The following is a 26591-nucleotide window of genomic DNA, read 5'->3' as shown; positions in this document are numbered from 1 at the left end:
CCGCAAAGGCAATTCATCCGGTAATTTTCTTCAGTTGATGGCCATCAACTCGCGCAGTGCAGCCGCATCACGCGCCGAGACGTCGGGATATTCCGGATCGGAACCGACGTCGGTGGTGATGCGCCAGGAGCGGGCACACTTGCGGCCTTCGGCCAGCTTCGGCACGACACTCACCTTGGCGGCGTCATCCTGGCGGAAGGCATCGGCCGGGCCTTCGCCACCATGGATGGTGATGTCGGAGGTGATGCAGATTTCTGCGAAATCCTGGCCATCCAGTACCTTCAGCAGCTCCGGATCGGCAATATAGACAGCCGGTGCGGCTTCCAAGGAGGAGCCGATACGCTTGTCCTTGCGCTCGATCTCGAGAGCGCCGGTGACGACGCTGCGCACCGCACGGATCTTCTTCCATTTCTCGGCCAAGGCCTCGTTCTTCCATTCCAAGGGAACAACGGGGAACTGTTCGAGATGCACGGAAACTGCCGACGGGTTGCGCGACAACCAGGCTTCTTCCGTCGTGAACGGCAGCATCGGCGCCAGCCATGTCACCATGCAATCGAAGATCGTGCGGATGACCGCGAGCGAGGCGCGGCGGCGCAGGCTCGACGGTGCATCGCAGTAAAGCGCATCCTTGCGGACATCGAAATAGAAGGCCGAGAGCTCGACATTGGCGAAATCGATGAGCGCGCGGGCGATGCGCTTGAAGTCGAAGGCGTCGTAGCTTTCGCGCACCAGCTCGTCGAGTTCGGCGAGACGATGCAGCATCAGCCGCTCCAGCTCCGGCATGTCGGCATAGGCGATGACTTCGCCCTTATCATGCGCCAGCGTGCCGAGCATCCAACGGATGGTGTTGCGCAGCTTGCGATAAGCATCGACGTTGGTCTGGATGATGGCCTTGCCGAGGCGCTGGTCTTCCCAATAATCCGTGGTCATGACCCAGAGGCGCAGAATATCGGCGCCAGCGTCCTTCATCACGTCCTGCGGGGCGACGACGTTGCCGAGCGACTTCGACTGCTTGCGGCCCTGCTCGTCCATGGTGAAGCCATGCGTGACCACCGTGTCGTAAGGCGCACGCCCACGCGTCGCGGCGCTTTCGAGCAACGACGAATGGAACCAACCGCGGTGCTGGTCGGAGCCTTCGAGATAGACGTCCGCCGGCCATTTCAGGTCCGGACGGTCTTCCAGCGTGAAGGTGTGGGTCGAGCCCGAGTCGAACCAGACATCGAGGATATCCATGATCTGCGTCCACGGCTCGTTGGCCTTTTCGCCCAGGAAGCGTTCACGCGCGCCATCGGCGAACCAAGCATCGGCGCCTTCCTTGTCGAAGGCTTCGAGAATGCGGGCGTTGACGCCGTCGTCCTGCAGGATCTGGCCCTCTTCATCAACGAAGATGCAGATCGGCACGCCCCAGGCACGCTGGCGCGACAGAACCCAGTCCGGGCGCTGTTCGATCATGGCGCGCAGGCGGTTCTGACCGGCAGCCGGCACGAAACGCGTATCGTCGATCGCCTTCAGGGAGCGCGAACGCAGCGTCGTGCCGTCGGCAAGGTCCTTGTCCATATAGACGAACCATTGCGGTGTGTTGCGGAAGATCACCGGCTTCTTCGAGCGCCAGGAATGCGGATAGGAATGCTTCAGCCGACCGCGCGCGAAGAGCGTGTTCGTCTCGATCAAAGCCTTGATGACCAGGTCATTGGCATTGCCCTTCTTGCCGTTGTCGTCCATGACGCGGCCGCCTTCGAAGCCGGGTGCATCGGCCGTGTAGAAGCCGGCATCATCGACCGGGAACGGGATACGGGTCGAGATCCCACGGGCTTCAAGCAGGCGGGAATGGGTCGTCCAGGCGTCAAAGTCCTCGCGGCCGTGGCTGGGCGAGGTGTGCACGAAACCGGTGCCGGCATCGTCGGTAACGTGATCGCCGTCCAGCAACGGGACCTTGAAGTCGTAGCCAAGCGAAGCCAGCGGATGGGCGCAGGTGCTCGCACCGAGTTCGTCGGCGGTCACGTCGCGCAGACGCTTGAACTGCAACTTCGCCTTGGCGAAGGATTCCTCGGCAAGCTTGTCGGCGAAGATCAGCTTTTCGCCCGGACGCGGGCCGAAATCGTTGGCGGCTTCCGTCACTTCGTAAAGGCCGTAGGAAACCCGCGACGAATAGGAGATCGCGCGGTTGCCGGGGATCGTCCAGGGGGTCGTGGTCCAGATGACGACGAAGGCATCGGCGAGCGCGGCCGGACCTTCGACGACAGGGAACTTTACCCAGATCATGTCGCTCTCGACGTCGGCATACTCGACTTCGGCTTCCGCCAGCGCCGTACGCTCGACCACCGACCACATGATCGGCTTGGAGCCGCGATAGAGCTGGCCGCTGCGGGCAATCTTCAGGAGCTCGCCGGCGATGCGGGATTCCGCGTGAAAATTCATCGTCAGATACGGATTGTCGAAATCGCCTGTTATGCCGAGGCGTTTGAATTCCTCGGACTGGATCTTGATCCAGCCGGCAGCGAAGTCACGGCATTCCTGACGGAATTCGTTGACCGGAACCTCGTCCTTGTTCTTGCCCTTCTCGCGGTATTTTTCCTCGATCTTCCATTCGATCGGCAGACCGTGGCAGTCCCAGCCCGGAACGTAGTTGCTGTCATAGCCGCGCATCTGGAACGAGCGGGTGATGACGTCCTTCAGGATCTTGTTCAGCGCGTGGCCGATATGGATGTTGCCATTGGCATAGGGCGGGCCGTCATGCAGCACGAATTTTTCGCGGCCGGCGGCGGAAGCACGCAGCTTCTTGTAGAGGCTCATCTCCTGCCAGCGCTTGACAAGCTCCGGCTCCTTCTGCGGCAGGCCGGCGCGCATCGGAAAGTCGGTCTCGGGCAGGTAAAGGGTTTTCGAATAGTCGATCTTTTCAGCGGTATCGGTCATTGTTCTGACAATTGCCTCGGCGTCTCGGGCGTTTTGCGCCGGAAAGGCGCAGCCATATGGGGATTTTTCGGCGGCGGAAAGCGCCTCGGGAACAGGCGCCAAAAACCCGGACCTTCCGGCAGCTTAAAGCGCGCGGAAGGCCGGGCCAATAATTCGTATCGATGGGCTCAGCCGAAATTGGGTCATAGTTGGCGGTTCATAAGCGCTTTTTGCATGGAAAGGAAGAGGGATCAGCCGCCGCAAGGCACAGAAAAGCCGCGGACGTTTCCGCCCGCGGCCAATCGGAGCCGATCCAATCAGGCCTCTGCCGGTGCCCGTACCGGCGTGACCGCGTTCACGATCACAGCGACGACGATATTGGCGACAAGCGCCAGCAGGCCGATGTAGACCGTAAACGGCGCTCCGCCGAGGCTGATCGCCTGCAGCGGTTTCAGCCCATTGATCCAGACGAGGTAGGTGCCGCCGAAGAAGCCGACGAACCAGCCGACAAGCAGCGCGGGTCCACGGAACCAGTTGGAATAGAGACCGAAGACCAGCGCCGGCAGCGTTTGCAGAATCCAGATACCGCCCAGCAACTGCAGATCGAGCGCGAATTGGGTCGGCAGGAACAGAATAACGAGCAACGCGCCGATCTTGACGACGAGTGACGTCACCTTTGCCACCTTGGCCTCGCCCTCGTCGGTGACCTGCGTGTTGACATAGGCCCTCCAGAAATTGCGGGTGAAGAGATTGGCCGCGCCAATGCTCATCACGGCGGCAGGAACCAGCGCGCCGATCGCGATGGCCGCATAGGCGAAGCCGGCAAACCAGCTCGAGAACAGCGCCTGGAAAAGTGCCGGCACGACATCATTGGGGCTTTCCAGCGTCAGATGTGCCGCATGGCCCATATAGCCGAGCAACGCCAGCAGGCCGAGCAGCAGCGTGTAGGCCGGCAACAGCACGGCATTCTTACGGATAGTCTTGCCGCTGTTGGAAGCAAAAATACCCGTCAGCGTATGCGGATACATGAAGGCAGCGAGAGCCGAGCCGAGTGCCAGGGTTGCATAGGCGACGTATTGGTTGCCGGCCAGCAGCAGACCGCCTGACCCTTTGGCCTGGAACGCGGCATCGGCCGCGGCAAAGACATTGGCGTAACCGCCGAGCTTTAAGGGGATGAGGGCGATGGCGGCAATCACCACGATGTAGATCATGATGTCCTTGACGAAGGCGATCAACGCCGGCGCGCGAAGACCGGCCGAATAGGTGTAGAGCGCCAGGACGATGAAGGCGACGGCGAGTGGGAGTTCGCCATGAAGCCCCAGAGCCTTGAAGACTGCCGTCATGCCGACAAGCTGCAGCGCAATATAGGGCATTGTCGCGATGACGCCGGTGATCGCCACCGCCAATTCGAGCGCCCGCAAGCCGTATTGACCATGCACGACATCGCCCGCCGTGACGTAACCGTTGTCCTTCGCGCGCTTCCAGAGAACCGGCATCACCATGAAGACGAAGGGATAGACGACGATCGTATAGGGCAGAGCAAAGAAGCCATAGGCGCCGACCGTGTATACCAGGGCCGGTACCGCAATCACCGTGTAGGCGGTATAGAAGTCGCCGCCGACGAGGAACCAGGTAATCCAGGTGCCGAAAGTGCGCCCCCCGAGGCCCCATTCGTCGATATGGGCAAGGGTCTTCGGCCTGCGCCAGCGCGCGGCGATAAAACCCATGACGGTGACGAGGGCGAAAAAGAAGATGAAGACGGCAAGCGCGGTCGTGTCGATTTCAGTCGTCATGGCGCATGCTCCGATAGGCGATCCAGGTCAGGAAAGCAGTAATCGGCACCCAGGCGAGCTGATACCAATAGAAGAAGGGAAAACCCAGGAAGACCGGGTCATGGCTGTTGTAGAAGGGGACCCAGAGCAGGCCGATATAGGGAATGACGAGCAGCCAGCAGGCCGCCGTTCCAAAGCCTTTATCCATTTCGTGCGCCTTTCGGAGATTGGGTGCGGCGACTCCGCGCCTCATCACCTGAAAGGATTAACTCATCTGGTAGTCAGCTCAAGGCAAAAAGGTGCTGCAATGCGGTACTTTTCCTCCGCACAACTCCTTGAGCAACATCAAGAAAAGGCGATGAACCGGTCGATGTCCCCAAGCGGTCGCACGCCGGCAAGTAAGCCCCTCGCCTCCTCCTCATCCTTCCTGATCTGCGCCACCAACGGGTCGAGGCCGTCGAACTTCAACTCAGGCCGGAGGTAGCCGAAGAAGGAGACTGAGCAGATCTGACCGTAGAGGTCACCGCTGAAGTCGAAAACGAAGGTTTCGAGCAGCGCCGCGCCGTTGTCGGTCACGGTCGGGCGCCGGCCATAGCTGGCCACGGCATCGCGAATGATGCCATCGGCGGCACGGAAGCGTACGGCATAGATACCGGCCTTCAGCTCTGCTTCCGGCGGCAGCCGCATATTGGCAGTCGGGAAGCCGAGCGAGCGGCCGAGTTTTTCGCCGGCGATCACTTCCGCTTCGACGGTGTAGCGATAGCCGAGCAGGCCAGCGGCTTCTGCCACCTCGCCCTCGACCAGCAGCGCCCGGATGCGGCTTGACGACACAACTTCGGTGTTTTCGTCACGATAGGCATCTATCAGGGTTACGCCGAAACCATTCTTGCTGCCGGCATTCATCAGGAAGGCCGGACCGCCCTGGCGGTCATGGCCGAAATGGAAATCGAAGCCGGTGACGACTTCGGAAGCATGCAGCCAGTCGATCAGAATGGAATGAACGAATTCATCGGCGGAACGCTGCGAGAAGGTCCGATCGAAGGGATATTCGATAACGGCGTTGAAGCCGATCGCCTCCAGGATGCGCGCCTTCAACGGCGCCGGCGTCAGGCGGAAAACCGGCTGATCCGGCCTGAAGACAGTCCGAGGATGCGGCTCGAAGGTCAGGACCAGCGCCGGTATGCCGCGTTCCTTGGCTATCTCCAGCGCGCGGTCGAGCACGGATTGATGACCGCGGTGCACGCCATCGAAATTGCCAATGGCGATGACGCCGCCTTTCAGATTATCCGGCAGCGGTTCGCGGGTCTCATTGCGATGGAAAACGGTCATCGGCTACCACTCCCCTCAAACAAGGCGCGGCATCCACCACTTCGGCGACGCCTGTTCGCGCGCCAGAAAGGCGCCGAGCGCTGCCTCGTCGGTGTGACCGTCGACGACATATTCGCGGGCATGGATACCATGGCTGATATAAAGAAGATCGAGGCCGTAATCGAGTGCGCCGCGCACATCGGTCGGCATGCCGTCTCCGATGGCTACTGCGCGCGACAAGGGGAATTCGCCGCGCACGTCGCGCGCGGCAGCGATCGCGGCGTCGTAGATCGGCTGGTGCGGCTTGCCGGCAATTCGCGTTTCGCCGCCAAGTCGGTCGTAATAAGCGGCCATGGCGCCGGCGCAAGGGATCATGCGGTGGCCACGCTCGACGACGAGATCGGGATTGGCGCAGATCAGCGGCACTTTACGGGCCGACCAAGCTGTCAGCATATCGGTATAATCATCGGGCGTTTCGGTCTCGTCATCGAAGAAGCCGGTACAGACAATGCTCTCGGCCTCTTCGGCCTCGACGCGCTCGACATCCAGCCCCTCGATGATGGCGATGTCGCGCTCGGGGCCGAGCAGAAATACTTTCTTCGGGCCCTCGGCAATCAGGCGGCGGGTGACGTCGCCGGAGGTGACGATGCGATCATAGGCGCTATCGGGAACGCCGATCTCGCGCAACTGCTGGACCACCTTCGGCGCCACGCGGGGAGAATTGGTGATGAGGACAATCGTGAGCCCCTCGCCGCGTGCAGCCTCCAGCGCGACCGACGCTTCCTTATAGACGGAGACGCCGTTGTGCAGCACGCCCCAGACATCGCAGAGCGCGACATCATAAAGTTTGCCGATCTCGCGAAAGCTTTCGATACGCTTGCCCATGCAGTCCTCGCGGTCAAAGAAATCACGGGGTGACATCGCAAACCGGCCAGCAAATTACAAGAGCGGAGCAAAGGTTTTTGCACTGCACATAGACCGCATTCGCTTTAGCCGGCGAAGCGCAGCAGACAACCGGCTAAGGCCGATACGCTCAGCACGGTCGCAATCCCTGCCCGATGACGGAAGACCAACACGATGGCGAGAATGAAAAGCAACAACGCCGACACATCGAGCGTAACCCAGGCCGGCCAGGCGATACCGGCGATGGGCACGTTGGCATAGTCGCTGCCCTCAATCTTGACGCGGTGGCTCAAAAGGATCAGCCGCCCGACATCGGCGAAGAGCACATGCAGACCGAACCATAGCGACAGATTGGCTATGACCCCGACAATCGCAGCGGTAATGGCCGCAAGAGCCGCCGACAGGCCGGCGTGACCACGCAGCCGTTCGATGTAAGGCGCACCCGCAAAGATGAAGAGAAAGCTCGGTGCGAAGGTCGCCCATGCCGCCAAGCTGGCGCCGAGGAACCCCGCGGTCAAGGGATCGAAGCCGAAGGGGTTGCGGAAGCCGGCCATGAAACCGACGAAACAGAGGACCAATACCAAAGGACCCGGCGTCGTCTCCGCCAGCGCCAGACCGTCCAGCATCTCGCCCGGCCGCAGCCATGCGTAATGCTGGACGGCCGTTTGAGCCACATAGGCAAGCACCGCATAGGCACCGCCGAAGGTAACAATCGCCATGCGGGAGAAGAAGGAGAAGATGGCGCCGAAGACATTGGTTCCGCCACTGAGCGTTTCGGCGATGATATCCTTCGGGCCGTCTATATTTTGGATTAACAACAGCGGCGCCTGCCAGATCACCAGCCAGCACAGGATGGTGACGATGGTAGACCGCACACGGGCACTTCGCAGAACTCCAATGCCGATGCCGGCGGTCGCGAATCGAGGCAGCCGGGGCCGCCAGTGATCATCATGGTAAGCGCGGTAGAGTACCCGGCCATAGCCCGTGATGCCGGCCAAAAGCACCACCAGCGGAAACGGCAGGTCGACGACGAAGAGCAGAACGAAGCTTGCGATCGCGACCGCTACATGGAACCGCGTCTTCAGCGCCCGGCCGCTCAGCCGGATCAGCGCCTGCAGCACGATAGCCAGCACGCCGGCCTTGATGCCGAAAAAGACGGTCGTGAGCAGGCTGGTATCGTGAAACAGCGCGTAGAAGCTCGACAGCGCCAGGATGACGGCAAAGCCCGGGAGGATGAAGAGAAGCCCTGCGATCAGGCCGCCGCGCACGCCATGCAACAGCCAGCCGATATAGGTCGCAAGTTGCTGCGCCTCCGGCCCGGGCAGAAGCATGCAATAGCTCAGCGCATGCAGAAAGCGCTCCTCATCGACCCAGCGCTTCTCCTCGACCAGCATGCGATGCATCAACGCGATCTGCCCTGCCGGGCCACCGAAGCTCAAGACGCCTATGCGCGCCCACACCCGTGTGGCTTCGCCGAGGGATGGGCTCGGGGCGAGATCGTCAGCCAAAACGGTTTCGCTCACGATTTCCTTGCCCCATGCGATACCCAATCATGCTTTTCCTGCGTCGCGTCGCGTGCCCAGCGATAAAGCGCGTCATAACACAACATGCCTGCATCCAACTGTTCGAGATCGTCAGCATACATGCGCGACAGGCCGAGCGAAACGGCAAGCAAGCCGGCCGCCTGCGGCTCGAGGTCGAGCCGGTTGGTATCCGCGCCCCTGACGATGCGGGAAAGATGGTGAAGTGCCGGCAGTTCGAGCCGGAATTCTTTCACCATCGTATCGAAAGTGCATTCCTCCTCGCGATGGCTCCAGAATACCCCTTCGACATCGAAGGGCGTCGCGCCGAAACGTTCGGCGACGCCATCGACTTCCTGAGCCGTCACGAAGAGAAACGATGCGCCGGGATCTACGAAGCGGCGGATCAGCCACGGACAGGCGATACGGTCGATCTTCGGCCGGGCCCGGGTTACCCACACGGTTGCGCCGGACGCGTTGGCCTCGGGCAGGACCGAAACCGGGATCAGCGGCAATCCCGCTGCCCGCCAGGCGTCGAGACCGCCGTCCAGGATTTCCGCCTCAGCACCGGCCAGCCGCAACCAGGCGGCGACGCCTTCGCTGAGCTTACCGCCGTGCTGACAGAGGCAAACGACATTTCGGCCACGAAATTCGGCGGCCCAGGCCTGGACATCCTGGTAGTCCCGGCGGCGCGAGGCCGGCAACAGACAGGGATCGGCGTCGAAATCATCTGCGCTGCGAACATCGAGGATCGCGGGCGTTTTCGGCGTACCCAGCAGACGAAGAAGCTTTTCGGGGGTGATGGCGTTAAACGAAGTCATGTTACGTCCCTTCCAAAAGAGATGGACGCGAAACTCCGGCGTGACGCCTCGTGGGGTATCCGCAAACCCCATGCTCAGGATTTTCCGGCAAAACCAATAGCGAGTCAATGAAGAGCCGTTCGAAAAAATTCACGGACACATTCTTGACTCGTTTGACGCCCAATCCTAAATCACCGTCCGTTAGCACTCGCCAAGGCAGAGTGCTAACAAAGCCCCATACGGATCCCCCGCTGATCCGTGAATGTCATTTGATCGAGGGATTAGACAATGGCAAGCACCAATTTCCGCCCCCTTCATGACCGTGTCGTCGTTCGTCGCGTCGAGTCGGAAGAAAAGACCAAGGGTGGCATCATCATTCCGGATACCGCTAAGGAAAAGCCGCAGGAAGGCGAAATCGTCGCCGTCGGCTCCGGCGCCCGCGATGAATCCGGCAAGGTTGTAGCACTCGACGTCAAGGTTGGCGATCGCGTTCTGTTCGGCAAGTGGTCCGGTACTGAAGTCAAGCTCAACGGCGAAGACCTTCTGATCATGAAGGAAGCCGACATCATGGGCATCATCGGCTAATCCGGCCGTTTCCCCTTTTTCCGATAAAGCTGACGGGCCATAAACCCGGACAACGCGAATTCAGGAGTTTCAAACATGGCAGCTAAAGAAGTAAAATTCGGCCGCAGCGCCCGCGAAAAGATGCTTCGTGGCGTCGACATTCTCGCTGACGCAGTAAAGGTCACGCTCGGCCCGAAGGGTCGTAACGTCGTTATCGACAAGTCGTTCGGCGCTCCGCGCATCACCAAGGACGGTGTCACCGTCGCCAAGGAAATCGAACTCGAAGACAAGTTCGAAAACATGGGCGCACAGATGGTCCGCGAAGTTGCTTCGAAGACCAACGATATCGCAGGTGATGGCACCACGACCGCAACCGTTCTCGCCCAGGCCATCGTTCGCGAAGGTGCCAAGGCAGTTGCAGCCGGCATGAACCCGATGGACCTGAAGCGCGGCATCGATCTCGCCGTTGCCGAAGTCGTCAAGGATCTCCAGGCCAAGGCCAAGAAGATCAACACGTCGGAAGAAGTCGCACAGGTCGGCACGATCTCGGCAAACGGCGAAAAGCAGATCGGTCTCGATATTGCTGAAGCCATGCAGAAGGTCGGCAACGAAGGCGTCATCACGGTTGAAGAAGCCAAGACCGCCGAAACCGAACTCGAAGTCGTCGAAGGCATGCAGTTCGACCGTGGCTACCTCAGCCCCTACTTCGTAACCAACCCGGAAAAGATGATCGCCGACCTCGAAGACGCGTTCATCCTGCTGCACGAGAAGAAACTCTCGAACCTGCAGGCCATGCTTCCGGTTCTCGAAGCCGTCGTTCAGACCGGTAAGCCGCTCCTCATCATTGCTGAAGACGTCGAAGGCGAAGCTCTTGCAACGCTCGTCGTCAACAAGCTGCGCGGTGGTCTGAAGATCGCTGCCGTCAAGGCTCCGGGCTTCGGCGACCGCCGCAAGGCCATGCTGGAAGACATCGCCATCCTGACGGGCGGCACTGTCATCTCCGAAGACCTCGGCATCAAGCTGGAGTCGGTTACCCTCGACATGCTCGGCCGTTCCAAGAAGGTTTCGATCTCCAAGGAAAACACCACGATCGTCGACGGCGCTGGCGCCAAGTCCGACATCGAAGGCCGTGTTGCCCAGATCAAGGCCCAGATCGAAGAAACCTCTTCTGACTACGACCGCGAAAAGCTGCAGGAGCGGCTCGCCAAGCTCGCTGGTGGCGTTGCCGTCATCCGCGTTGGCGGCTCGACGGAAGTCGAAGTCAAGGAAAAGAAGGACCGCATCGACGACGCTCTCAACGCGACGCGCGCTGCTGTTCAGGAAGGCATCGTACCGGGCGGCGGCACCGCTCTGCTGCGCTCCTCCGTCAAGATCACCGTCAAGGGTGAAAACGACGATCAGGAAGCCGGCGTCAACATCGTCCGTCGCGCTTTGCAGGCTCCTTGCCGTCAGATCGCTGAAAACGCTGGTGATGAAGCCTCCATCGTTGTCGGCAAGATCCTCGACAAGAACGAAGACAACTGGGGCTACAACGCTCAGACGGGCGTTTATGGCGACATGATCGCCATGGGCATCGTCGACCCGGTCAAGGTCGTTCGTACGGCTCTCCAGGACGCAGCTTCGGTTGCCTCGCTGCTGATCACCACCGAAGCCATGATCGCCGAGCTGCCGAAGAAGGACGCTCCGGCTATGCCGGGCGGCATGGGCGGCATGGGCGGCATGGACATGATGTGATAAGGCATCAGCCTTATGACGACTGTTCATTCCGACATCCGGAATTGACGAAGGGCGGCTCTTGGGCCGCCCTTTTCATTTGCGCTGAACCTGCTGCGGTGCAAGTTTCAAAAGATTTTGCAACTGTGCAATTTTACGCAAATTGCCCCATTGCCGTTTTCAGAAAAGCCCCTATAAATCGCAGCGCAATGATTTTCGAGGGATTGTTGCAGAGCACATAAATTTTACTTGTTTTCGGCACGCTTTATCCGCGGCCGTATAATCATAACCTTTTTGATAGATAGCTCGCGTAGAATCATTACTTGAAGTGACTTGATACTTTGAATTGACGATCCGGAAGCACGCCCGGTGTGGATGGGGTCGGCGAAGATGCGGCTTCGCCAGTCCTTAGCTGTGCAATATGCGGAGCGACGCTCCATCCAATGATGCATAGAATTCGATTGAAGCGCGCGCAGGGGAACCCGCGCCTCAAGCTGGGGAATATCTTGTTCAAGATCGCCAAAGCCAATCTTGCCGCACCTTTCGCTCCTGGGTCATTGGAGTTCGATGGACATGATCCTGATCTTCTGGCGCAATTCTGCGTCTCCGAAGGATGGACCGGCGATTTATCGAGCGGCATTATCAAGCTTGGTCAGTGGAGCACCATGCTGCATGGGTTGACCTCGTCGGAATGCGGCCTGTTGAGTCTGATGCATTGCTACGACGCCCATGACCGCGCCCGCATCCTTGACCTGTTCGAGCAGGCGGCAACCGCGTCTTCCTGCTTCTGCTACTCCACCACGGCGCTCAGCATCGGCGGGCATCGCCAGCCGATCTTCTGCGTCGGCGAATCGATCGGCACTGAAGGAAAACACGCCGGCAGCATGGTGGGCGTCTTCCTGTTTCCGCGTTTCAAACTCGAGCCGGGCAGCCAATTGGCGAGCCGGCAATAGCACCCTGAACGAAAAAGGCCGATCCTTTCGGACCGGCCCTGGGTCGCGTACAGGAATACTCGATATCAATCCCGCTTCGGAATATTCAGGCCGCGCTGGCTCGCCGGGCGAGCGATGGCGCGTTCGAGCCAATCCATGACCGTGGGGAAACTTGCGAATTCGAGAACCTCCCGGCCACCATAAAAGACGTCGACGCCGCGAACCCACGGGAAAGTGGCGATGTCGGCGATGGTGTATTCGTCGCCCATGATCCACTGGCGGCCCTTCAGACGGTTTTCCAAGACGCTCAGCAGGCGCTTGGCCTCATCGCGATAGCGCTCCACCGGATAGGAGTTGTTGGCAACCTTGTCGGCGGCGAATTTGAAGAAGTGGCCGAACTGCCCGAACATAGGGCCAATGCCGGCCATCTGGAAGAATACCCACTGCAATGTCTCGTAGCGCCCGGCAGCATCTCTGGGCATGAGCTTTCCGGTCTTTTCAGCGAGATAGACGAGGATGGCACCGGATTCGAACAGGCCGATCGGCTTACCGTCAGGGCCGTTGGGATCGATGATCGCCGGGATGCGGCCGTTCGGGTTCAGCGAAACGAACTCCGGCGATTTCTGGTCATTGGTGCCGAAAGATACCAGATGCGCCTCATAGGGAAGACCGAGTTCTTCGAGCGCAATCGAAATCTTGACGCCATTCGGAGTCGGCAGCGAATAGAGCTGGACAATATCCGAATTGCTGGCGGGCCAGCGCTTGGTAATCGGAAAAGAGGACAAATCGGCCATCGGGCTTCCTTCTGAAGATCATGATCTCGCGAATAAATTCGCGCCAACATAGCCGATATGGAGCGCATGGGAAGAGTGCCGATTGCGAGAGATTGTTCAATAATTGTGAACTAATTGTGCGCAGTTGTTTATCTTTTCAATCTCAGCAAAATCGCGAATAACTGCCCTCAGAAATTGTCACTCACGGCACCGACCACCTTTACTGGAGACAGTCATGTCCAACACCAATAACATCATCATCCTCGTGGCGCGCATCCTGCTCGCCTTCATGTTCATCTTCGCCGGCTTCGGCAAGCTCACCGATCCGTCGGGCACTGCAGGTATGATCGCCGGCGCCGGCATGCCCGCCGCCACACTTCTTACCTACCTCGCCGGCACCTTCGAATTCGTCACCGGCGTCTGCGTTCTCATCGGCTTCCAGATCCGCATCGTCGGCTGGCTGCTCGCACTGTTCTGCATTTTCACCGGCGTCGTCTTCCACCTGCCGACCGTCAACGTTCCGGATTTCCCGGCCGCTGCCAACGGCTGGATCAACGGCCTGAACTTCGTCAACTTCCTGAAGAACGTCACGCTCGCCGGCGCCTACGTCATGCTCGCCACCAACGGCCCGGGCGTCTATTCGCTCGACGCACGCCGCGGCGCCTACGCAGTCGCCTGATTGTTCAAGACCTCCCAAGCATAAAAAAGCCCGCCGTTTTTCCCGGCGGGCTTTTTCATATCGTCAAACAGATCAGGAAATATCAGAGAGCGGCGCGCACGGCGGCAATGATGCGCTGAACCATCGGATCGCCCTCATGGCTCTCTTTGCGTGCGCGGACGAGGCAAGCCTCGGAGCGCAGGATGGTACCGTCGGAGAGCACCTTCAGATGGTTCGCCTTCAGCGTCGAGCCGGTCGAGGTGATGTCGACGATAATGTCAGCGGAGCCGGCGGCAGGCGCCCCCTCCGTCGCACCGAGGCTTTCGACGATACGGTAGAGCTGAATGCCGTGCTGGCTGGAAAAGAACTGTTGCGTCAGCCGCCAATATTTGGTGGCGATCGCCAGCCTGCGTCCGCGCCGTGCGCGGAAATCAGCGGCGACATCGCCCAGATCAGCCATAGTGTCGACATCAAGCCAGATATCCGGGACGGCAACCACGACATCCGCATGGCCAAAGCCGAGGCGGGCACAGAACTCGACGCGGCGGTCGGCATCGGCCAACCCCTCGCGCACCAGATCCTCGCCGGTAACGCCGAAATCGACGCTGCCATTGCCTATTTCGCGCGAGATTTCCGAAGCCGACAGGAAGGCGACTTCGACATCGTCCCAGCCTTCGACACGGCCGCGATAGGAGCGGTCATTGCCGACGGCAACGATGGGCATGCCGGCGCGCTCGAAGATCGCGGAGCAATCGTCCTTCATCCGGCCCTTGGAGGGAAGCGCAATGGTGATGGTCATCAGGCGGCCCTCGCGGTTTCGATCCGATCGAGCCAAAGCGCGAAGCCAACGGCCGGAATATGGTCCTTCGCGCCGAGCAGCGTCAGTAGCCGGTCGAAACGGCCGCCGCCGGCGAGCACCGCCGTCGATCCTTCCACCGTCACCTCGAAGACGAGGCCGGTGTAATAGTCGAGCGGACGGCCGAAGGCGGCGCGATACTCGATCTGCGCTGCATCGACACCGGCATCGGCAAGAGCTGCGACGCGGGCGTCGAAACGCTCAAGAGCGGTCCCCAGCTTCAACCCGGCCGCATCGGCAAAGCCGGCCAGCGCAGAAGACGCGTCGGCGAGCGGCAGGCTGAGCGACAGGAACTCTTCCAGGACACCGAAAGCCGCATCATCGAGATGGGTTTCCGACAGGACCAGCTTTTCGCGAAGACGACGGGCGATCTCCTGCGGCGAGCGGCTGGCATTGGTGGAATAACCGGTCGCCTGCATTGTACTGTCTATATGCATGACAAGCCCCGGCTCATCGCCGCGCGTCAGAAAATCCAGCACATGTGGCTCAAGGCCGGTCACCGGCTGCGGGCTTGCCAGCCGCGCCAGCAGCGTTTCGAGATGCATCATATTACCGAAGGCATGAACCAACCGCTTCTGCCAGCCGGACGGCAGGCCAAGCGCCTGGACGACCGCCTCGAACACCGCTTGATCGCCGAGTGTCACCGATAGCGCCCTGCCCGGCACCAGCCGATCGAGAATACCGATGGCGTCTCCAATGAGGCGGGCATCAGCGCTGGCGATATCGCGATCACCAAGATCCTCGATCCCGGCCTGATAGAATTCATTGCCGCCTTCGCGACGCTGGCGAAAGATTTCGCCAAGATAGGAATAGCGCTTCGGCGTGCCCGTTGCAGTCTCGATATGGCGCAGGCAGACAGGAATGGTGAATTCCGGACGCAGGCAAAGGCTGGCGCCGGTCTCGTTCTCGGTCATGAAGATACGACGGCGCAGGTCTTCGCCCGCCATATCCAGAAACGGCTCGGCCGGCTGGATGATCGGCGTATCCACCCGCTCCGTCCGACGGGCGACGAATTCGGCCAGAAGATCATCAGCGAAATCGGGAAGGTTGATCAGGGGCATTTATCCCGCCCTCTTACGATCTTCCGCTTGTGCCGCCAAAATCGCCTGCACCTTGGCGATCAATTCGGCCTCGGGCACGGTTTCCTGCGCGACGCGGGCTTCGCGCCAGCTCGCATTGTCCTCGATTTCGCCGGAGAGGCGCTTGCCCTCGATCAGATCCTTGAGCTGGACGACGCCCTCAGCACGCTCGTCGCCACCCTGGATGATGGCGATCGGGCAGCCACGGCGGTCGGCATATTTCAGCTGATTGCCGAACTTCTTCCAGTTGCCCTGGAACATCTCCGCGCGAATGCCGGCAGCGCGTAGCTGCTGCGTGAAGCGCTGATAGCGGCCCATGGCCTCGACATCACCGTCCATGACGGTGACGAGGACGGGTGCGATCACCTCATCCTGTCCGAGCTTGCCGAGGTTCTTCAGAGCCGTCATCAGGCGCGAGACACCGATGGAGAAGCCAGTCGCTGGAACCGGCTGGCCCATGAAGCGCGATACCAGCCCATCATAACGGCCGCCGCCACCGACCGAGCCGAAGACGACCTTCTCGCCCTTTTCATTGGTGACGTCGAACAGCAGCTCGGCCTCGTAGACCGGGCCGGTATAATATTCGAGGCCACGCACGACAGATGGATCGATCTTGATGCGGTCTGACTGATAGCCGGCACTGGTGACCAGCGAGCCGATCAGGTTCAGTTCCTCGACGCCTTCACTGCCGTTGGATGTACCGGCGACCAGCTCTGCGAGCCGGACAGCACTTTCGGCATAATCCTTGATGCCGACGAAGAAGAGCACCTTTTCGATCTGATCCGCATCCAGCCCGGCGCCCTTGGTGAAATCACCCGACTCGTCCTTTCGGCCTGGCCCGAGGAGCAGCGACACCCCTTCCGGGCCGAATTTGTCGAGCTTGTCGATGGCGCGCAGGACGTTCAGACGCTGGCCGGCCTTGTCGTCTCCGCCGAGGCCGATTGCTTCGAGAACGCCGTCCAGAACCTTGCGATTGTTGACGCGAATCACGTAATCGCCGCGCTTGATGCCGAGCGCTTCGAGCGTATCGGCCATCATCATGCACATTTCGGCATCGGCCTGCACGCCCGGCGCGCCGACCGTATCGGCGTCGAACTGCATGAACTGGCGGAAACGGCCCGGACCCGGCTTCTCGTTACGGAAAACATAGCCGGCGCGATAGGTGCGGTAGGGGAGCTGTATCTCGTTGAAATTCTCCGCGACATGACGGGCGAGCGGCGCCGTCAGGTCGTAGCGCAACGACATCCACTGCTCGTCATCATCCTGCAGCGAAAACACACCCTCGTTCGGACGGTCGCTATCGGGCAGGAATTTGCCAAGTGCATCGGTATATTCGAATAGCGGTGTCTCGACGGGATCGAAACCATAATGCTCATAGACAGCCCGGATCTTAGCGGTCATCTCGTTGACGGCGCGAATATCGCCCGCCGAACGATCGACAAAGCCACGCGGCAGGCGGGCCTTGAGCTTTTGCGGTTTCTTCTGTTTATCGCTCATTTGTTGGATAATCCGGTACGGGAACAGTGGCGGTTAACTAGCGGATAGAGCGGGATGCGGCAAGGATTGTTGTATATTGTCGTCCGTCAAAACCAACAAAACGGACAGAAGCAACAGAAGGGGACATAGAAGCCGTGCCCTACGCAATCAGCCTGAAATGCTCCAACGATACGGCGACACCGATTCTCGATCTCTGGCGGCAAGCCAGCGTCTTCGAAACGACCCCATCAATGGAGGGGCTGAACTACCCTCCCCATCTGACGCTGGCGGTCTACGAGGACATTTCGCCTGCTCGCCTCCACGACGCAGTTCGCAAGGTTTTTCATGGCTCTCCTGTGGTGTCAGTGGAATTTTCAGGCATCCGCCATTTTCCAAACGATTTGCTGGTGCTGTGGCTTTGTCCCATCGACGACAGCGCTTTGCGGCGCGTACACCACGCCCTTCACAGCGAGATCGATCCCATGCTGTGTCACCATCACTATCGTCCCGACCATTGGCGGCCTCATTGCACGATCGCCATGAACATCCCCATGACATCCGCCGAGGCTGCATTGAAATGGGCAACGGAAACGCCGGCAAGATTTGCCGTGACGTTCGATGTCGCGGATAGCGTCAGAGCCCATCCCGTCGAAATCCTCAGCGAGATCAAACTGACGTCGTGAATTCCTGCCATCGTTGGCAGACCCAATTTTCGCTTGCCTTTTGCGGACACGAATTTAGGCTTCCTTCATGCGTCTCTTCGCGATCTGGACAATGCTGATAGCCTGGCTGTTCTACGGCGCCATGCCGGCGCTGGCGAATTGCCCCGTCTGTGATTCAGAGACGGGGACGCCGGCAATCTCCAGCATGAACATAAACGGCGTCATGGCAGGCATGCCCGGCATGGATCACGGTTCCATGGCCATACACACCGACAAGAAACCGGATAACCCCTGCTCCGAGGGTATGGCGCATGTGCCATCTTGTGCCGCCTGCCTCGCGATGGCGCCATGGCTTGCGGTGGACGACGGCAAGGCTCCGGCATTCTCCTACCCGGCGCCGGCGCATGGCCAGCGGCTTCATGATTCCCGTCCAGCGCCAACAGCGCCGCCTCCCCGTTTCGCCTGACGCGTTCCTGATTTTCATCCATCAACGAAGCGGATTTTTCCGCGCAAGACTTCAGATGCCGTCCAGAAACGGAAAGGAATTTTCATGCCTGTTTCAAAATCCATCATCCTCGCCGCCGCTTTCGCGTTCTCCCTCGCCATCCCCACCCTCGCCGACGACATGTCCGGCATGGATATGAGCAAGCCGATGGGCGACCAGGGCGCATCCAGCAAGGCATTCAACGATGTCATGGGCAAGATGCACAACGATATGATGATCACCTACAGCGGCGATGCCGACGCGGATTTCGTCCGCGGCATGATCCCGCATCACCAGGGCGCGATCGACATGGCCAAGGTGGAGCTCAAATATGGCAAGGACCCGGAGCTGCGCAAACTGGCGGAGAACGTCATCAAGGCGCAGGAAGCCGAAATCAAGGAGATGAACGCCTGGCTGAAGAAGCACGGCAAATAAGCCGGGAAAAAGCAAAGCGAGAGGCGGCATTTCTGTCGCCTCTCGTCGCCATTAGCCTTTCTTAGACTGTGGAATATGAAACACCCGATCCAGCCATTCCGCGACCGCTCGAATCCGGGCGAGGTGGCGAAGCTCGGCATGCGTCAACAGCCACACCTCCCGCACCGGCAAGGTCTTGTCATCGATATCGACGCGGCAGAGCCCGTCGACACGCTCGACCAGAATTACAGGCAGCAGCGCCCGGCCCAATCCGGCGATCGCGGCCTGCAGCAATGCTTCCGCGTCATTCACCGCAAGAGCGCTGCCTTCGCCCGATTTTTCCACCTGCGCGGCGATCCAGCGGGCATGCGGCAAATGCATCATCCCATCCTCATAGACTAGCCAGGGCAGTCTTTCCGCTTGATCGCGTTTTCCGGCTGCCACGTAGATTGCGTAGTTCAGGGTAGCGATCCGCCGCGCCACCACTTTGCTGTTGGCCATGTCGGCCGGCCTCGCTAGACGCAGGGCCATGTCAGCCTCGCGTCGGGTCAGATTGAAGTTACGGGCATCGCCGATGAGCTCCAATTGCAGACCGGGATGATGAGACAACAGCCCGGCGGCCGTGGGTATCAACAGATCGGACTTCGAGCCGTGACGAACGGCAGGCGCCGCCGTCCCACCTTTGCGAGGCGGCGGCACTTCATTCGTGATTCGACGGCTCAGGCCTTCGGTTCGAAAGGCTGCGGCCGGCGAGCGGCGCCCTGGCGCGGGATCATCCAGCCGGGATATTCCGAAGCCAGCGCACTGACTTCGTCGAGTTTGGCGAGATCGTCTGCATCCAGTTTCAGTTTGACGGCGGCCAGATTTTGGTCGAGCTGATCGAGACGCTTGGCGCCGATGATGATGCTGGTGACGAAGGGCTTCGCCAGGATCCAGGCTAGCGCCACTGTGGCGACGTTCGCACCGTGTTTCTCGGCCACTTCGCGCATGGCAGCGACGCAAGCCCAAGCGCGATCCTTGTCGACCGGCGGAAAGTCGAAGCTGGCGCGGCGACCTTCGCCGTTGCCGGGCGCGCCAGGGCCGAACTTGCCGGAAAGAAGACCGCCCGCAAGCGGCGACCAGACCATAAGGCCAAGCTTCTCTTCCGCCATCAACGGCACGATTTCGCGTTCGAGATCGCGCCCGGCGATGGAATAATAGGCCTGCACCGTTTCGAAGCGTGCAAAGCCGCGGCGTTCGGAGATGCCGAGCGCCTTGGCGATGCGCCAGGCCTGCCAGTTGGAGACGCCGACATAGCGCACCAATCCGCGAGAAACGAGATCGTCGAGAGCGCGCAGCGTCTCATCAATCGGCGTCACCGAATCCGTGGCGTGTATCTGGTAGAGGTCGATATGATCAGTCTGCAGCCGCTCGAGGCTGGCTTCGACCGAATCCATGATATGGCCGCGCGACGCACCGCGGTCGTTGGGCTTATCGCCCATGACGCCGTAGACTTTGGTCGCGATGACGACATCCTTGCGCGGTACGCCGACGTTCTTCAGCGCCTGGCCGAGCAGCTTTTCCGAGTTTCCGAAGGAATAGACGTCAGCGGTGTCGATGAAGTTGACGCCGGCTGCGAGCGAGTTTTCGACGATCTTGTCGGCCGTTGCCTGGTCGACATCGGCGATGGCGCCCCAGTTGCTGTTGGGATTGGCTTCGCCGAAGGTCATAGTGCCGAGGCAAAGTTCGGAGACGAACATGCCGGTATTGCCGAGTTGGTTGTAACGCATCTGAGGAAATTCCCTTGTAGTCCGTCGGAAGGTGGCTTCCGGCCGGTGAATTCTTATCTCTTGGCTATTGGCCTCGGCATGACAGCCGCTCATCCGCGCTGTCTTGGGAGGTCCGGAGAAAGTCGTCGAGTAGCGGTCTTGGCGCCGCTGCCATCGAGACAACATCGACATAATGCACCGGAATCCGATGTCAACGCGATACCCGGCACCGATCACGATGCAGTTACCGGCGCTTCGCTCTTGCCTCCGTTTCGGCGCGCGATAGACTCTCGCATCCATACAATCCGCAAGGGCAAGAATTTCCATGACGCAGCGCCCGCTGACCACGATCGGCTTCGACGCCGACGACACGCTCTGGCAGAACGAACAATTCTACCGTCTGACGGAACAGCAGTTCACCGAACTGCTTGCCGACTATGCCGAGAGTGAAAACATTTCCCAAGGATTGCTAGAAACTGAGAAGCGCAATCTGCGCCACTACGGCTTCGGCATCAAAGGTTTCACGCTTTCCATGATCGAGACAGCGATCGAGATCACCGAGGGCAAGGTACCGACGACCGTGGTCGCACAAATCCTCGACATCGGCCGCGATCTGCTCGCCCATCCCGTCGAAACGCTTCCCCATGTCCGGGAGACGCTGGAAGCGTTGGCGGGCAATTATCTGCTGGTGCTGATCACCAAAGGCGATCTTTTCGATCAGGAGCGCAAACTCGCGCAATCCGGCCTCGGCGATCTCTTCGATGCCATCGAAATTGTCTCCGACAAGAATGCGTCAACCTATCGTCGTATCTTCTCGAAAGTCGGCGACGGGCCGGAACGGGCGATGATGGTGGGCAACTCGCTGAAATCCGACATCGTGCCCGCGCTCGCCGCCGGCAGCTACGGCGTCTTCGTGCCGCACGAACTCACCTGGGCCTTCGAACATGTCGAGGAGCCGACTGAGGCCCCGAGGTTTCGGAAGATCGGACATCTCGGGGAGTTGCAAGGGGTGATCGGGGGACTGGGCTGAAGGCCTTCAGAACCTGCGAACGATCTTTTGGAAAGGCGGCTCCAGTTGCGGTATCGTCGCTGGTTTCGGAAATCCGTTGATCTTCCTATCTCTCTTGTAGTCCATGTAGCTGCTGATAGCTCTCGGCGAGAGTTCGGCCAGATTGGCGAGATTCCGGCTATTGTCCAGTTGAACATAAAGCGTCCGATCTTTGCCTGGCTCGGTCAGCTCCAGATAGTTCTCTTCTCTGCGTCTGTATCCATACCAATTGGGGATTTCTGCGCGCCGCATGGAGGTGTGTCCAATCGTTGTCTCCGTTATGTAGCTGACCCTTGTCTTTGCGCGATCCAACAGATATTCGCCGGAAAACGGCCCCTCGCAACTCGTCTCGACGATGAAGTTCGCGTCCATGGCGAGAAGCGTCTCGGTGCGCGACCACATGCAGACGACGGCGACTAAGGACGACACTATTAGCCAGATAGCGAAAATAATGCAGTTCCGGCGTGTAACAAACGGATCCCTGTTTAGCATCTCGACGGGATTTTCAGGCCAACGGGTGGCAACCACGTATGCCGCGAGCATTGCAGCCTGAGCAGCCAAGGCGCCTGCAAAGACAATACCCATGCGCGAGCCGCACGGATAACTCCCCAGAAATCCCTGATCCAGAACTAGCATGATCCACCCGTAGCCGAAGCAATCAGCTATAACGGGCAGCAATCAAAAAAAACTTACTGCGGTTGAGAAGATTTGCTGGGAAACAGCGACGGCGCTTGGCCTGCCGGTTTTTTGGGAAACAATGAAGGTGCTTGATCCGCCGGCTGGTTCTGCTCTTGACCTGCCGGTTGCTGTGTGGCCGGCGGGTTGGGATCGATGAGGATTTCGTAGGGTGCTCCGAGGCCGCGGCGGCGGGTGACGCGGGAGTAATAGGGCTTGATCAGCCATGTCGTGTCCTCATTGACGGTGACATCGGCGGTCATGCCGTCTTCGTCGGTGCCGAAGAAGGATTCGTCATCATTCGAGGAGAGATCGAAGATCGCCATATAGGCGTATTTACTCTTCGAGCTGAAGGTGACCCGGACATGCTGGCCCTTCTTGAGCGGCAGCGTATAGACCTTGCCCTTGCCGAACTTCGTCCAGCCCGTCAATTTCTCCACGACAGCGGGGAAACCGAGCTTTTCGACGGTCTCGCCACGGTCGAGTTCCGGAAGCGGCGTCTGCTGGGCACCCTGTGTGCTGTCATCATCCTGGGTATCCTGCGCATAGGCGGCTTGACCGCCAAGCACAGCGAAAATGAGCAGGGAAAAGGCAAGCAGCAAATGCCTCATGGGCGCACCAATGCATTGCGCATCGCCTCCACCTCTTTCCGGCAATAGCAGCCTTCAATGTGATCGTTGACAAGGCCCATGGCCTGCATGAAAGCGTAGACCGTGGTTGGACCGACAAAGGTCCAGCCACGCTTCTTCAGATCCTTCGAGATCCGCACCGAGGCGGGTGTCGTCGGATTGGCGGCGATGGTTGGATAGTCGACAAGGGCCGGACGCTCTGCGGCTGCCGGCTCATGGCTCCAGAAGTAGCGCGCCAGCGAGCCGAATTCCTGGCGCAGCTCGATGGCGTGGCGGGCATTGTTGATGGTCGAGACGATCTTGCCGCGATGGCGGATGATGCCGGCATCGCCCAGGCAACGCTCGATATCGGCCTCGCCAAACTTGGCCACCTTCTCAAAATCGAAACCGGCAAAGGCGGCACGGAAATTCTCGCGCTTGCGCAGGATCGTCAACCAGGACAGGCCGGATTGAAATCCCTCCAGGCAGATCTTTTCGAAGAGCCTGATGTCATCGATGACAGGCCTGCCCCATTCCTGGTCATGATAGCGCTGATATTCCGGCAGATTGCCGTGCCAAAAGCAGCGGTCCTTGCCATCCTCACCGGTAATGATGCCCGTTCCGGCCATTTTCGCAGTTCGTCCTCTATTTCAGAGCATGATCTCGAAAACTGGCAGGCAGCTATCGGATAAGATCAGGCCAATCAAATGCTTAAGACCGAGAGGACGATTCGAAGGCAAGTCATCTCGATTCAAGGTTTACCACTTGCAAACCGTCTTTCCAAACCAAGTAGTAACCCTGACAAAGGTTTATCGGCTTCGCGGCATTTTGATGAATAGAAGTTTACTATTCGCTGGCGTGCAAGTGGCACCATATTCGGGACCGGGCGCAATTACGCCCATCCTCGGCCCATTTGTAGAGAGTTTGTCCGATGATGAAACAATGCATTTTATTCGCTGCAGGCGCCTTGACCCTGCTCGCGTCCAACGCTTTCGCCGACGACCGTTACCAGTCGCGCCCGCCAGTCATCGTCAGCCCCGACTTGACCGCCCCTTGGGTGATGCAACTCGGCGGCGCCAATGTGCAGCCGGCCGTCTATGCCACTCGCCCTGTAGTGCGCCAGGCAGTCAACCCGGTGAACAATCCGGCGGATAACCAGGTCGTCAATCCGCAAGTGCGGCGGGTGATCCAGCCGCGCGGCTTGTTTGCACGTCCCATCGTGCAGCCGGTCGCTGTTGTGCGACCACAGTATCCGGCAATCCGCGGCCAACTCGACCCGCAGTTCCTGCCACAGATCGTCGACTACCAAACCAAGGAAAAGCCTGGCACCATCGTCATCGATACCAACAACCGCTTCCTCTACCTGGTGATGGATGGCGGCAAGGCGCGGCGCTACGGTGTCGGCGTCGGCAAACCCGGCTTCGAATGGGCCGGTGCCCATACCGTCACTCGTAAGCAGGAGTGGCCAGATTGGACGCCGCCATCGGAAATGTTGGCGCGCGAAGCCGCAAAAGGGCATTATCTGCCGGCCCATATGGAGGGCGGCGAAGCTAACCCTCTCGGCGCCCGCGCCATGTATCTCGGCTCGACCCTCTATCGCATTCACGGCACGAATGCTCCCTGGACCATCGGCAATGCCGTGTCATCCGGCTGCATCCGTCTGCGCAATGAGGACGTGATCGATCTCTACGACCGCGTGAAGGTCGGGACGCGTGTTATAGTGATGTGATAGCTACCAAGATTGCTGCGCACGGTTCATCGGGCGCAGCGACGATATTGCGAGCATCGATATAACCCAACGATAATACCCCAGGCACCGGAACAGCGGCTCCATTGCCTCGATCCCTGCCATCTACAGTTTCATCTTGATCCTCTCGTAAGTTTCGTTAGTTTCTTGCCGGATAACTCGAGAGGGGAATGAGAGATGAAGTCAATACTACCGGTCGTGGCGGCGGCGGGCATTGTTATGTCGTGCCTTATGGCGGCATCGGATGCCGCGGCCTTCAGCACCTCTGCACCTCATGTCGCGCAAGTGACGCGCACCGATGTCATCCGCGTGGCGACCGAGCCGCAGGGACAGGTCAAGCCGCAGTTTCAGCGGCGGATCGTGCGGCTGACGACCAATGAAGCGCCGGGTACGATCATCGTCGATACCAACAACAAATATCTTTATCTCATCCAAGGCGATAACCGGGCGCGGCGTTACGGCATTGGCGTCGGGCGCGACGGTTTCGGCTGGTCGGGCGTCGTCAAGGTTGGCCGCAAGGCCGAATGGCCGGGCTGGACGCCGCCCCCGGAGATGCGTGTCCGTGAGGCCAAGAAAGGCCACAAGCTGCCAACCTTTCAGGAAGGCGGCGAAGGCAACCCGCTCGGCGCCCGCGCCATGTACCTCTATCGCAACGGCAACGACACGGCGTTTCGCATCCACGGCACCAATCAGCCCTGGAGCATCGGTCTGAACATGTCGTCCGGCTGCATCCGCATGATGAACAAGGATGTCATCGATCTCTATGATCGCACCCCGGTCGGCACCAAGGTCATCGTCGTCGGCCCCGGCAATCGCCAGGGCGAAGTGAGCTTCGAGGACCGCGGCATCGATGTCCTGCGCACGATGTTTGGCAGCTGAGAAGCGCCCTTCGGCAGGCCCAGGATGACAAAAGCAAAGGACCGGCTGTTAGCCGGTCCGAGGCTGGCCAATATCCGCCCTTCAGTTGATGTGCGCGATCAGGCGGGATTGTCCCCATCCGTGCCGATTGCCAAGTCTCGCCAGCGATCAAACTCCGCCTGCATTGCCCTAAGTTTCGCACTTGCAGCATCGACCGCAAACTGACCGCCGAGGAAACGCATCGGCGGTTCGGCTTCGTTCGCGAGCACCACCATGGCATCGGCAAGCTTTTGCGGGTTGCCCGGCTGAGAGCCGTTGCGCTGCTCGAAGGAGGCGCGCAACATCGCCCGGCGCTCGTCGTAATCGGCTATCGTCTTGACGCCGACACGGAGCGATTCCGGCGTCAGAAAGTCGGTGCGGAAGGGGCCCGGCTCGACGATGGTGACCGAGATACCGAAAGGCTTGACCTCGACGGCGAGCGATTCCGAAAAGCCTTCCATGGCGAACTTGGTCGCGCAGTAAAGGGAACCGAATTCCGAACCGCGCAAACCGCCGACCGACGAGACGTTGAAAATCAGACCCTTGCGGACGGCGCGCATAACGGGCAACGCGGCCCAGGTGACGCGGAAGACGCCGTAGAGATTGGTGTCGAACTGCGTCTCCACATCCTCCATCGTGTTTTCCTCGAAGAAGCCGAGGTGGCCATAGCCGGCATTGTTGACCAGCACGTCGATCCCTCCAAAGCGAGAGACCGCCGCGTCGATCGATGCCTGCACCTGGGCGGCATCGGTGACGTCGAGCGCGACGGCAAAAAGCTGATCGCTGTCCGGCCCGAGTGCTGCGGTGACGCTTTCGCGCTTGCGACCGGTGGCAACCACGCGGTCACCGGCGCGGATCGCGGCCTGGGCGATATGGGTGCCGAGCCCGCGGCTGGCACCCGTGATGAACCATGTTTTCTGCATGTCTGGTCTCCTGTCATGGAGCCTTATGAAAGCATACAGCGAGGACGAAGCAGTAGACCGATCCCTGCATATTCTTGCACGATTCTCTCAATGATGACTGAAACATGCTTCCGAGGCTTGCGCGCGGCAAGCCTGCCTG

Annotated in this window: 27 protein-coding genes; 10 read left to right on the top strand and 17 right to left on the bottom strand. The window is 59.9% G+C overall.

The features are described from left to right. Positions 1-30: 30 nt before the first annotated feature. The 7 genes from ileS to FHT86_RS19995 form a co-directional block, all read right to left on the bottom strand. Positions 31-2913, bottom strand: coding sequence for an isoleucine--tRNA ligase (ileS, locus tag FHT86_RS20025; RefSeq protein WP_133708563.1), 2883 nt, complete (start codon positions 2911-2913; stop codon positions 31-33). A gap of 296 nt (positions 2914-3209) precedes the next feature. After that, positions 3210-4685 carry a monocarboxylate uptake permease MctP gene (mctP, locus tag FHT86_RS20020; RefSeq protein WP_133708562.1) on the bottom strand — a complete coding sequence of 492 codons (1476 nt, stop codon included), beginning with the start codon at positions 4683-4685 and terminating at the stop codon, positions 3210-3212. Further along, positions 4675-4872 (bottom strand): DUF3311 domain-containing protein, encoded by a 198-nt coding sequence (locus FHT86_RS20015; protein WP_133708561.1) that lies wholly within the window; start codon positions 4870-4872, stop codon positions 4675-4677. Before FHT86_RS20015 ends, mctP begins: the two co-directional genes overlap by 11 nt. A gap of 137 nt (positions 4873-5009) precedes the next feature. After that, on the bottom strand, positions 5010-5993 hold the full coding sequence (locus FHT86_RS20010) for a bifunctional riboflavin kinase/FAD synthetase (RefSeq protein WP_133708560.1): 984 nt from the start codon (positions 5991-5993) through the stop codon (positions 5010-5012). A 15-nt stretch (positions 5994-6008) separates the two neighbouring features. Continuing rightward, entirely contained in the window at positions 6009-6857 is an 849-nt protein-coding gene (locus FHT86_RS20005; protein ID WP_133708559.1) for a TIGR01459 family HAD-type hydrolase, read from the bottom strand. A gap of 104 nt (positions 6858-6961) precedes the next feature. Then, positions 6962-8419 carry a chromate efflux transporter gene (gene chrA / locus FHT86_RS20000; RefSeq protein ID WP_409527608.1) on the bottom strand — a complete coding sequence of 486 codons (1458 nt, stop codon included), beginning with the start codon at positions 8417-8419 and terminating at the stop codon, positions 6962-6964. Beyond that, the gene (locus tag FHT86_RS19995) at positions 8395-9216 is read right to left on the bottom strand and encodes a chromate resistance protein ChrB domain-containing protein (RefSeq protein WP_133708558.1); all 822 of its coding nucleotides are present in this window, start codon (positions 9214-9216) and stop codon (positions 8395-8397) included. Before FHT86_RS19995 ends, chrA begins: the two co-directional genes overlap by 25 nt. A 267-nt stretch (positions 9217-9483) precedes the next feature. On the opposite strand from FHT86_RS19995, the gene groES reads away from it, so the two are divergent. From groES to FHT86_RS19980, 3 genes are all read left to right on the top strand, one after another. Beyond that, positions 9484-9780, top strand: a complete 297-nt coding sequence (gene groES, locus FHT86_RS19990; protein WP_004109735.1) for a co-chaperone GroES — start codon at positions 9484-9486, stop codon at positions 9778-9780. Between the two features lie 75 nt (positions 9781-9855). Continuing rightward, positions 9856-11493: a chaperonin GroEL gene (groL, locus tag FHT86_RS19985; RefSeq protein WP_133708557.1), complete on the top strand. Its 1638-nt coding sequence runs from the start codon at positions 9856-9858 to the stop codon at positions 11491-11493. 425 nt (positions 11494-11918) lie between these two features. Continuing rightward, the gene (locus tag FHT86_RS19980; protein ID WP_133708642.1) at positions 11919-12425 is read left to right on the top strand and encodes a hypothetical protein; all 507 of its coding nucleotides are present in this window, start codon (positions 11919-11921) and stop codon (positions 12423-12425) included. A gap of 65 nt (positions 12426-12490) precedes the next feature. On the opposite strand, the gene FHT86_RS19975 is transcribed toward FHT86_RS19980, so the two are convergent. Beyond that, positions 12491-13198: a glutathione binding-like protein gene (locus FHT86_RS19975; protein WP_133708556.1), complete on the bottom strand. Its 708-nt coding sequence runs from the start codon at positions 13196-13198 to the stop codon at positions 12491-12493. Positions 13199-13412: 214 nt separating this feature from the next. On the opposite strand from FHT86_RS19975, the gene FHT86_RS19970 reads away from it, so the two are divergent. Beyond that, positions 13413-13856, top strand: coding sequence for a DoxX family protein (locus tag FHT86_RS19970; protein ID WP_133708555.1), 444 nt, complete (start codon positions 13413-13415; stop codon positions 13854-13856). Between the two features lie 82 nt (positions 13857-13938). On the opposite strand, the gene hisG is transcribed toward FHT86_RS19970, so the two are convergent. The 3 genes from hisG to hisS are packed head-to-tail and all read right to left on the bottom strand — an operon-like array spanning position 13939 to position 17267. Further along, entirely contained in the window at positions 13939-14634 is a 696-nt protein-coding gene (hisG, locus tag FHT86_RS19965; protein ID WP_133708554.1) for an ATP phosphoribosyltransferase, read from the bottom strand. Further along, complete coding sequence (locus FHT86_RS19960) at positions 14634-15752, bottom strand: ATP phosphoribosyltransferase regulatory subunit (protein WP_133708553.1); 1119 nt, start codon at positions 15750-15752, stop codon at positions 14634-14636. The genes hisG and FHT86_RS19960 overlap by 1 nt, the downstream gene beginning before the upstream one ends. Beyond that, a complete protein-coding gene (gene hisS / locus FHT86_RS19955) occupies positions 15753-17267 on the bottom strand; it encodes a histidine--tRNA ligase (RefSeq protein WP_133708552.1) in 1515 nt (504 codons plus the stop codon). Between the two features lie 134 nt (positions 17268-17401). On the opposite strand from hisS, the gene FHT86_RS19950 reads away from it, so the two are divergent. The 3 genes from FHT86_RS19950 (at position 17402) to FHT86_RS19940 (ending at position 18827) form a co-directional block, all read left to right on the top strand. Continuing rightward, positions 17402-17929: a 2'-5' RNA ligase family protein gene (locus FHT86_RS19950; RefSeq protein ID WP_133708551.1), complete on the top strand. Its 528-nt coding sequence runs from the start codon at positions 17402-17404 to the stop codon at positions 17927-17929. Between the two features lie 67 nt (positions 17930-17996). Next, the gene (locus FHT86_RS19945; RefSeq protein WP_133708550.1) at positions 17997-18374 is read left to right on the top strand and encodes a hypothetical protein; all 378 of its coding nucleotides are present in this window, start codon (positions 17997-17999) and stop codon (positions 18372-18374) included. Positions 18375-18458: 84 nt separating this feature from the next. Then, positions 18459-18827 carry a DUF305 domain-containing protein gene (locus tag FHT86_RS19940; protein ID WP_133708549.1) on the top strand — a complete coding sequence of 123 codons (369 nt, stop codon included), beginning with the start codon at positions 18459-18461 and terminating at the stop codon, positions 18825-18827. Positions 18828-18878: 51 nt separating this feature from the next. Here the strand turns inward: FHT86_RS19940 and FHT86_RS19935 are convergent, their stop codons facing one another. Then, entirely contained in the window at positions 18879-19439 is a 561-nt protein-coding gene (locus FHT86_RS19935) for a LysR substrate-binding domain-containing protein (RefSeq protein ID WP_246779579.1), read from the bottom strand. Positions 19440-19525: 86 nt separating this feature from the next. Beyond that, positions 19526-20575: an aldo/keto reductase gene (locus FHT86_RS19930; protein ID WP_133708548.1), complete on the bottom strand. Its 1050-nt coding sequence runs from the start codon at positions 20573-20575 to the stop codon at positions 19526-19528. A 304-nt stretch (positions 20576-20879) separates the two neighbouring features. Between FHT86_RS19930 and FHT86_RS19925 the strand changes: the two genes are divergently transcribed. Continuing rightward, the gene (locus FHT86_RS19925; RefSeq protein ID WP_133708547.1) at positions 20880-21584 is read left to right on the top strand and encodes an HAD family hydrolase; all 705 of its coding nucleotides are present in this window, start codon (positions 20880-20882) and stop codon (positions 21582-21584) included. Between the two features lie 6 nt (positions 21585-21590). Here FHT86_RS19925 and FHT86_RS19920 read toward each other — a convergent pair whose 3' ends face one another. The 3 genes from FHT86_RS19920 to FHT86_RS19910 are packed head-to-tail and all read right to left on the bottom strand — an operon-like array spanning position 21591 to position 23514. Continuing rightward, positions 21591-22238 (bottom strand): hypothetical protein, encoded by a 648-nt coding sequence (locus FHT86_RS19920; RefSeq protein ID WP_133708546.1) that lies wholly within the window; start codon positions 22236-22238, stop codon positions 21591-21593. Positions 22239-22291: 53 nt separating this feature from the next. Next, positions 22292-22888, bottom strand: a complete 597-nt coding sequence (locus tag FHT86_RS19915; protein ID WP_133708545.1) for a hypothetical protein — start codon at positions 22886-22888, stop codon at positions 22292-22294. Then, a complete protein-coding gene (locus FHT86_RS19910; protein WP_133708544.1) occupies positions 22885-23514 on the bottom strand; it encodes a DNA-3-methyladenine glycosylase I in 630 nt (209 codons plus the stop codon). Before FHT86_RS19910 ends, FHT86_RS19915 begins: the two co-directional genes overlap by 4 nt. A 302-nt stretch (positions 23515-23816) precedes the next feature. Between FHT86_RS19910 and FHT86_RS19905 the strand changes: the two genes are divergently transcribed. Continuing rightward, positions 23817-24614 (top strand): L,D-transpeptidase, encoded by a 798-nt coding sequence (locus FHT86_RS19905; protein ID WP_133708543.1) that lies wholly within the window; start codon positions 23817-23819, stop codon positions 24612-24614. A 195-nt stretch (positions 24615-24809) separates the two neighbouring features. Then, positions 24810-25511, top strand: a complete 702-nt coding sequence (locus FHT86_RS19900; RefSeq protein ID WP_133708542.1) for a L,D-transpeptidase — start codon at positions 24810-24812, stop codon at positions 25509-25511. 98 nt (positions 25512-25609) lie between these two features. Here the strand turns inward: FHT86_RS19900 and FHT86_RS19895 are convergent, their stop codons facing one another. Beyond that, positions 25610-26452 (bottom strand): oxidoreductase, encoded by an 843-nt coding sequence (locus FHT86_RS19895; protein WP_133708541.1) that lies wholly within the window; start codon positions 26450-26452, stop codon positions 25610-25612. Between the last annotated feature and the right edge of the window lie 139 nt (positions 26453-26591).

Origin of the sequence: Rhizobium sp. BK313, from assembly GCF_014193655.1 — a bacterium.
In the GTDB taxonomy this organism is placed as follows: Bacteria; Pseudomonadota; Alphaproteobacteria; order Rhizobiales; family Rhizobiaceae; genus Rhizobium.
This window is presented reverse-complemented; position numbering and strand designations above follow the sequence as displayed.

What these genes read in the sequence shown, in the direction of transcription:
- FHT86_RS20015 (WP_133708561.1), bottom strand. Translation starts at nt 4,872, where the DNA reads ATGGATAAAGGCTTTGGAACGGCGGCCTGCTGGCTGCTCGTCATTCCC.
- FHT86_RS19910 (WP_133708544.1), bottom strand. Translation starts at nt 23,514, where the DNA reads ATGGCCGGAACGGGCATCATTACCGGTGAGGATGGCAAGGACCGCTGC.
- FHT86_RS19995 (WP_133708558.1), bottom strand. Translation starts at nt 9,216, where the DNA reads ATGACTTCGTTTAACGCCATCACCCCCGAAAAGCTTCTTCGTCTGCTG.
- FHT86_RS19975 (WP_133708556.1), bottom strand. Translation starts at nt 13,198, where the DNA reads ATGGCCGATTTGTCCTCTTTTCCGATTACCAAGCGCTGGCCCGCCAGC.
- FHT86_RS19905 (WP_133708543.1), top strand. Translation starts at nt 23,817, where the DNA reads ATGATGAAACAATGCATTTTATTCGCTGCAGGCGCCTTGACCCTGCTC.
- FHT86_RS19925 (WP_133708547.1), top strand. Translation starts at nt 20,880, where the DNA reads ATGACGCAGCGCCCGCTGACCACGATCGGCTTCGACGCCGACGACACG.
- FHT86_RS19900 (WP_133708542.1), top strand. Translation starts at nt 24,810, where the DNA reads ATGAAGTCAATACTACCGGTCGTGGCGGCGGCGGGCATTGTTATGTCG.
- FHT86_RS20010 (WP_133708560.1), bottom strand. Translation starts at nt 5,993, where the DNA reads ATGACCGTTTTCCATCGCAATGAGACCCGCGAACCGCTGCCGGATAAT.
- groES (WP_004109735.1), top strand. Translation starts at nt 9,484, where the DNA reads ATGGCAAGCACCAATTTCCGCCCCCTTCATGACCGTGTCGTCGTTCGT.
- FHT86_RS19980 (WP_133708642.1), top strand. Translation starts at nt 11,919, where the DNA reads ATGCATAGAATTCGATTGAAGCGCGCGCAGGGGAACCCGCGCCTCAAG.
- hisG (WP_133708554.1), bottom strand. Translation starts at nt 14,634, where the DNA reads ATGACCATCACCATTGCGCTTCCCTCCAAGGGCCGGATGAAGGACGAT.
- FHT86_RS19915 (WP_133708545.1), bottom strand. Translation starts at nt 22,888, where the DNA reads ATGAGGCATTTGCTGCTTGCCTTTTCCCTGCTCATTTTCGCTGTGCTT.
- groL (WP_133708557.1), top strand. Translation starts at nt 9,856, where the DNA reads ATGGCAGCTAAAGAAGTAAAATTCGGCCGCAGCGCCCGCGAAAAGATG.
- ileS (WP_133708563.1), bottom strand. Translation starts at nt 2,913, where the DNA reads ATGACCGATACCGCTGAAAAGATCGACTATTCGAAAACCCTTTACCTG.
- FHT86_RS20005 (WP_133708559.1), bottom strand. Translation starts at nt 6,857, where the DNA reads ATGGGCAAGCGTATCGAAAGCTTTCGCGAGATCGGCAAACTTTATGAT.
- FHT86_RS19895 (WP_133708541.1), bottom strand. Translation starts at nt 26,452, where the DNA reads ATGCAGAAAACATGGTTCATCACGGGTGCCAGCCGCGGGCTCGGCACC.
- FHT86_RS19920 (WP_133708546.1), bottom strand. Translation starts at nt 22,238, where the DNA reads ATGCTAGTTCTGGATCAGGGATTTCTGGGGAGTTATCCGTGCGGCTCG.
- hisS (WP_133708552.1), bottom strand. Translation starts at nt 17,267, where the DNA reads ATGAGCGATAAACAGAAGAAACCGCAAAAGCTCAAGGCCCGCCTGCCG.
- FHT86_RS19960 (WP_133708553.1), bottom strand. Translation starts at nt 15,752, where the DNA reads ATGCCCCTGATCAACCTTCCCGATTTCGCTGATGATCTTCTGGCCGAA.
- FHT86_RS19970 (WP_133708555.1), top strand. Translation starts at nt 13,413, where the DNA reads ATGTCCAACACCAATAACATCATCATCCTCGTGGCGCGCATCCTGCTC.
- FHT86_RS19940 (WP_133708549.1), top strand. Translation starts at nt 18,459, where the DNA reads ATGCCTGTTTCAAAATCCATCATCCTCGCCGCCGCTTTCGCGTTCTCC.
- FHT86_RS19945 (WP_133708550.1), top strand. Translation starts at nt 17,997, where the DNA reads ATGCGTCTCTTCGCGATCTGGACAATGCTGATAGCCTGGCTGTTCTAC.
- mctP (WP_133708562.1), bottom strand. Translation starts at nt 4,685, where the DNA reads ATGACGACTGAAATCGACACGACCGCGCTTGCCGTCTTCATCTTCTTT.
- FHT86_RS19930 (WP_133708548.1), bottom strand. Translation starts at nt 20,575, where the DNA reads ATGCGTTACAACCAACTCGGCAATACCGGCATGTTCGTCTCCGAACTT.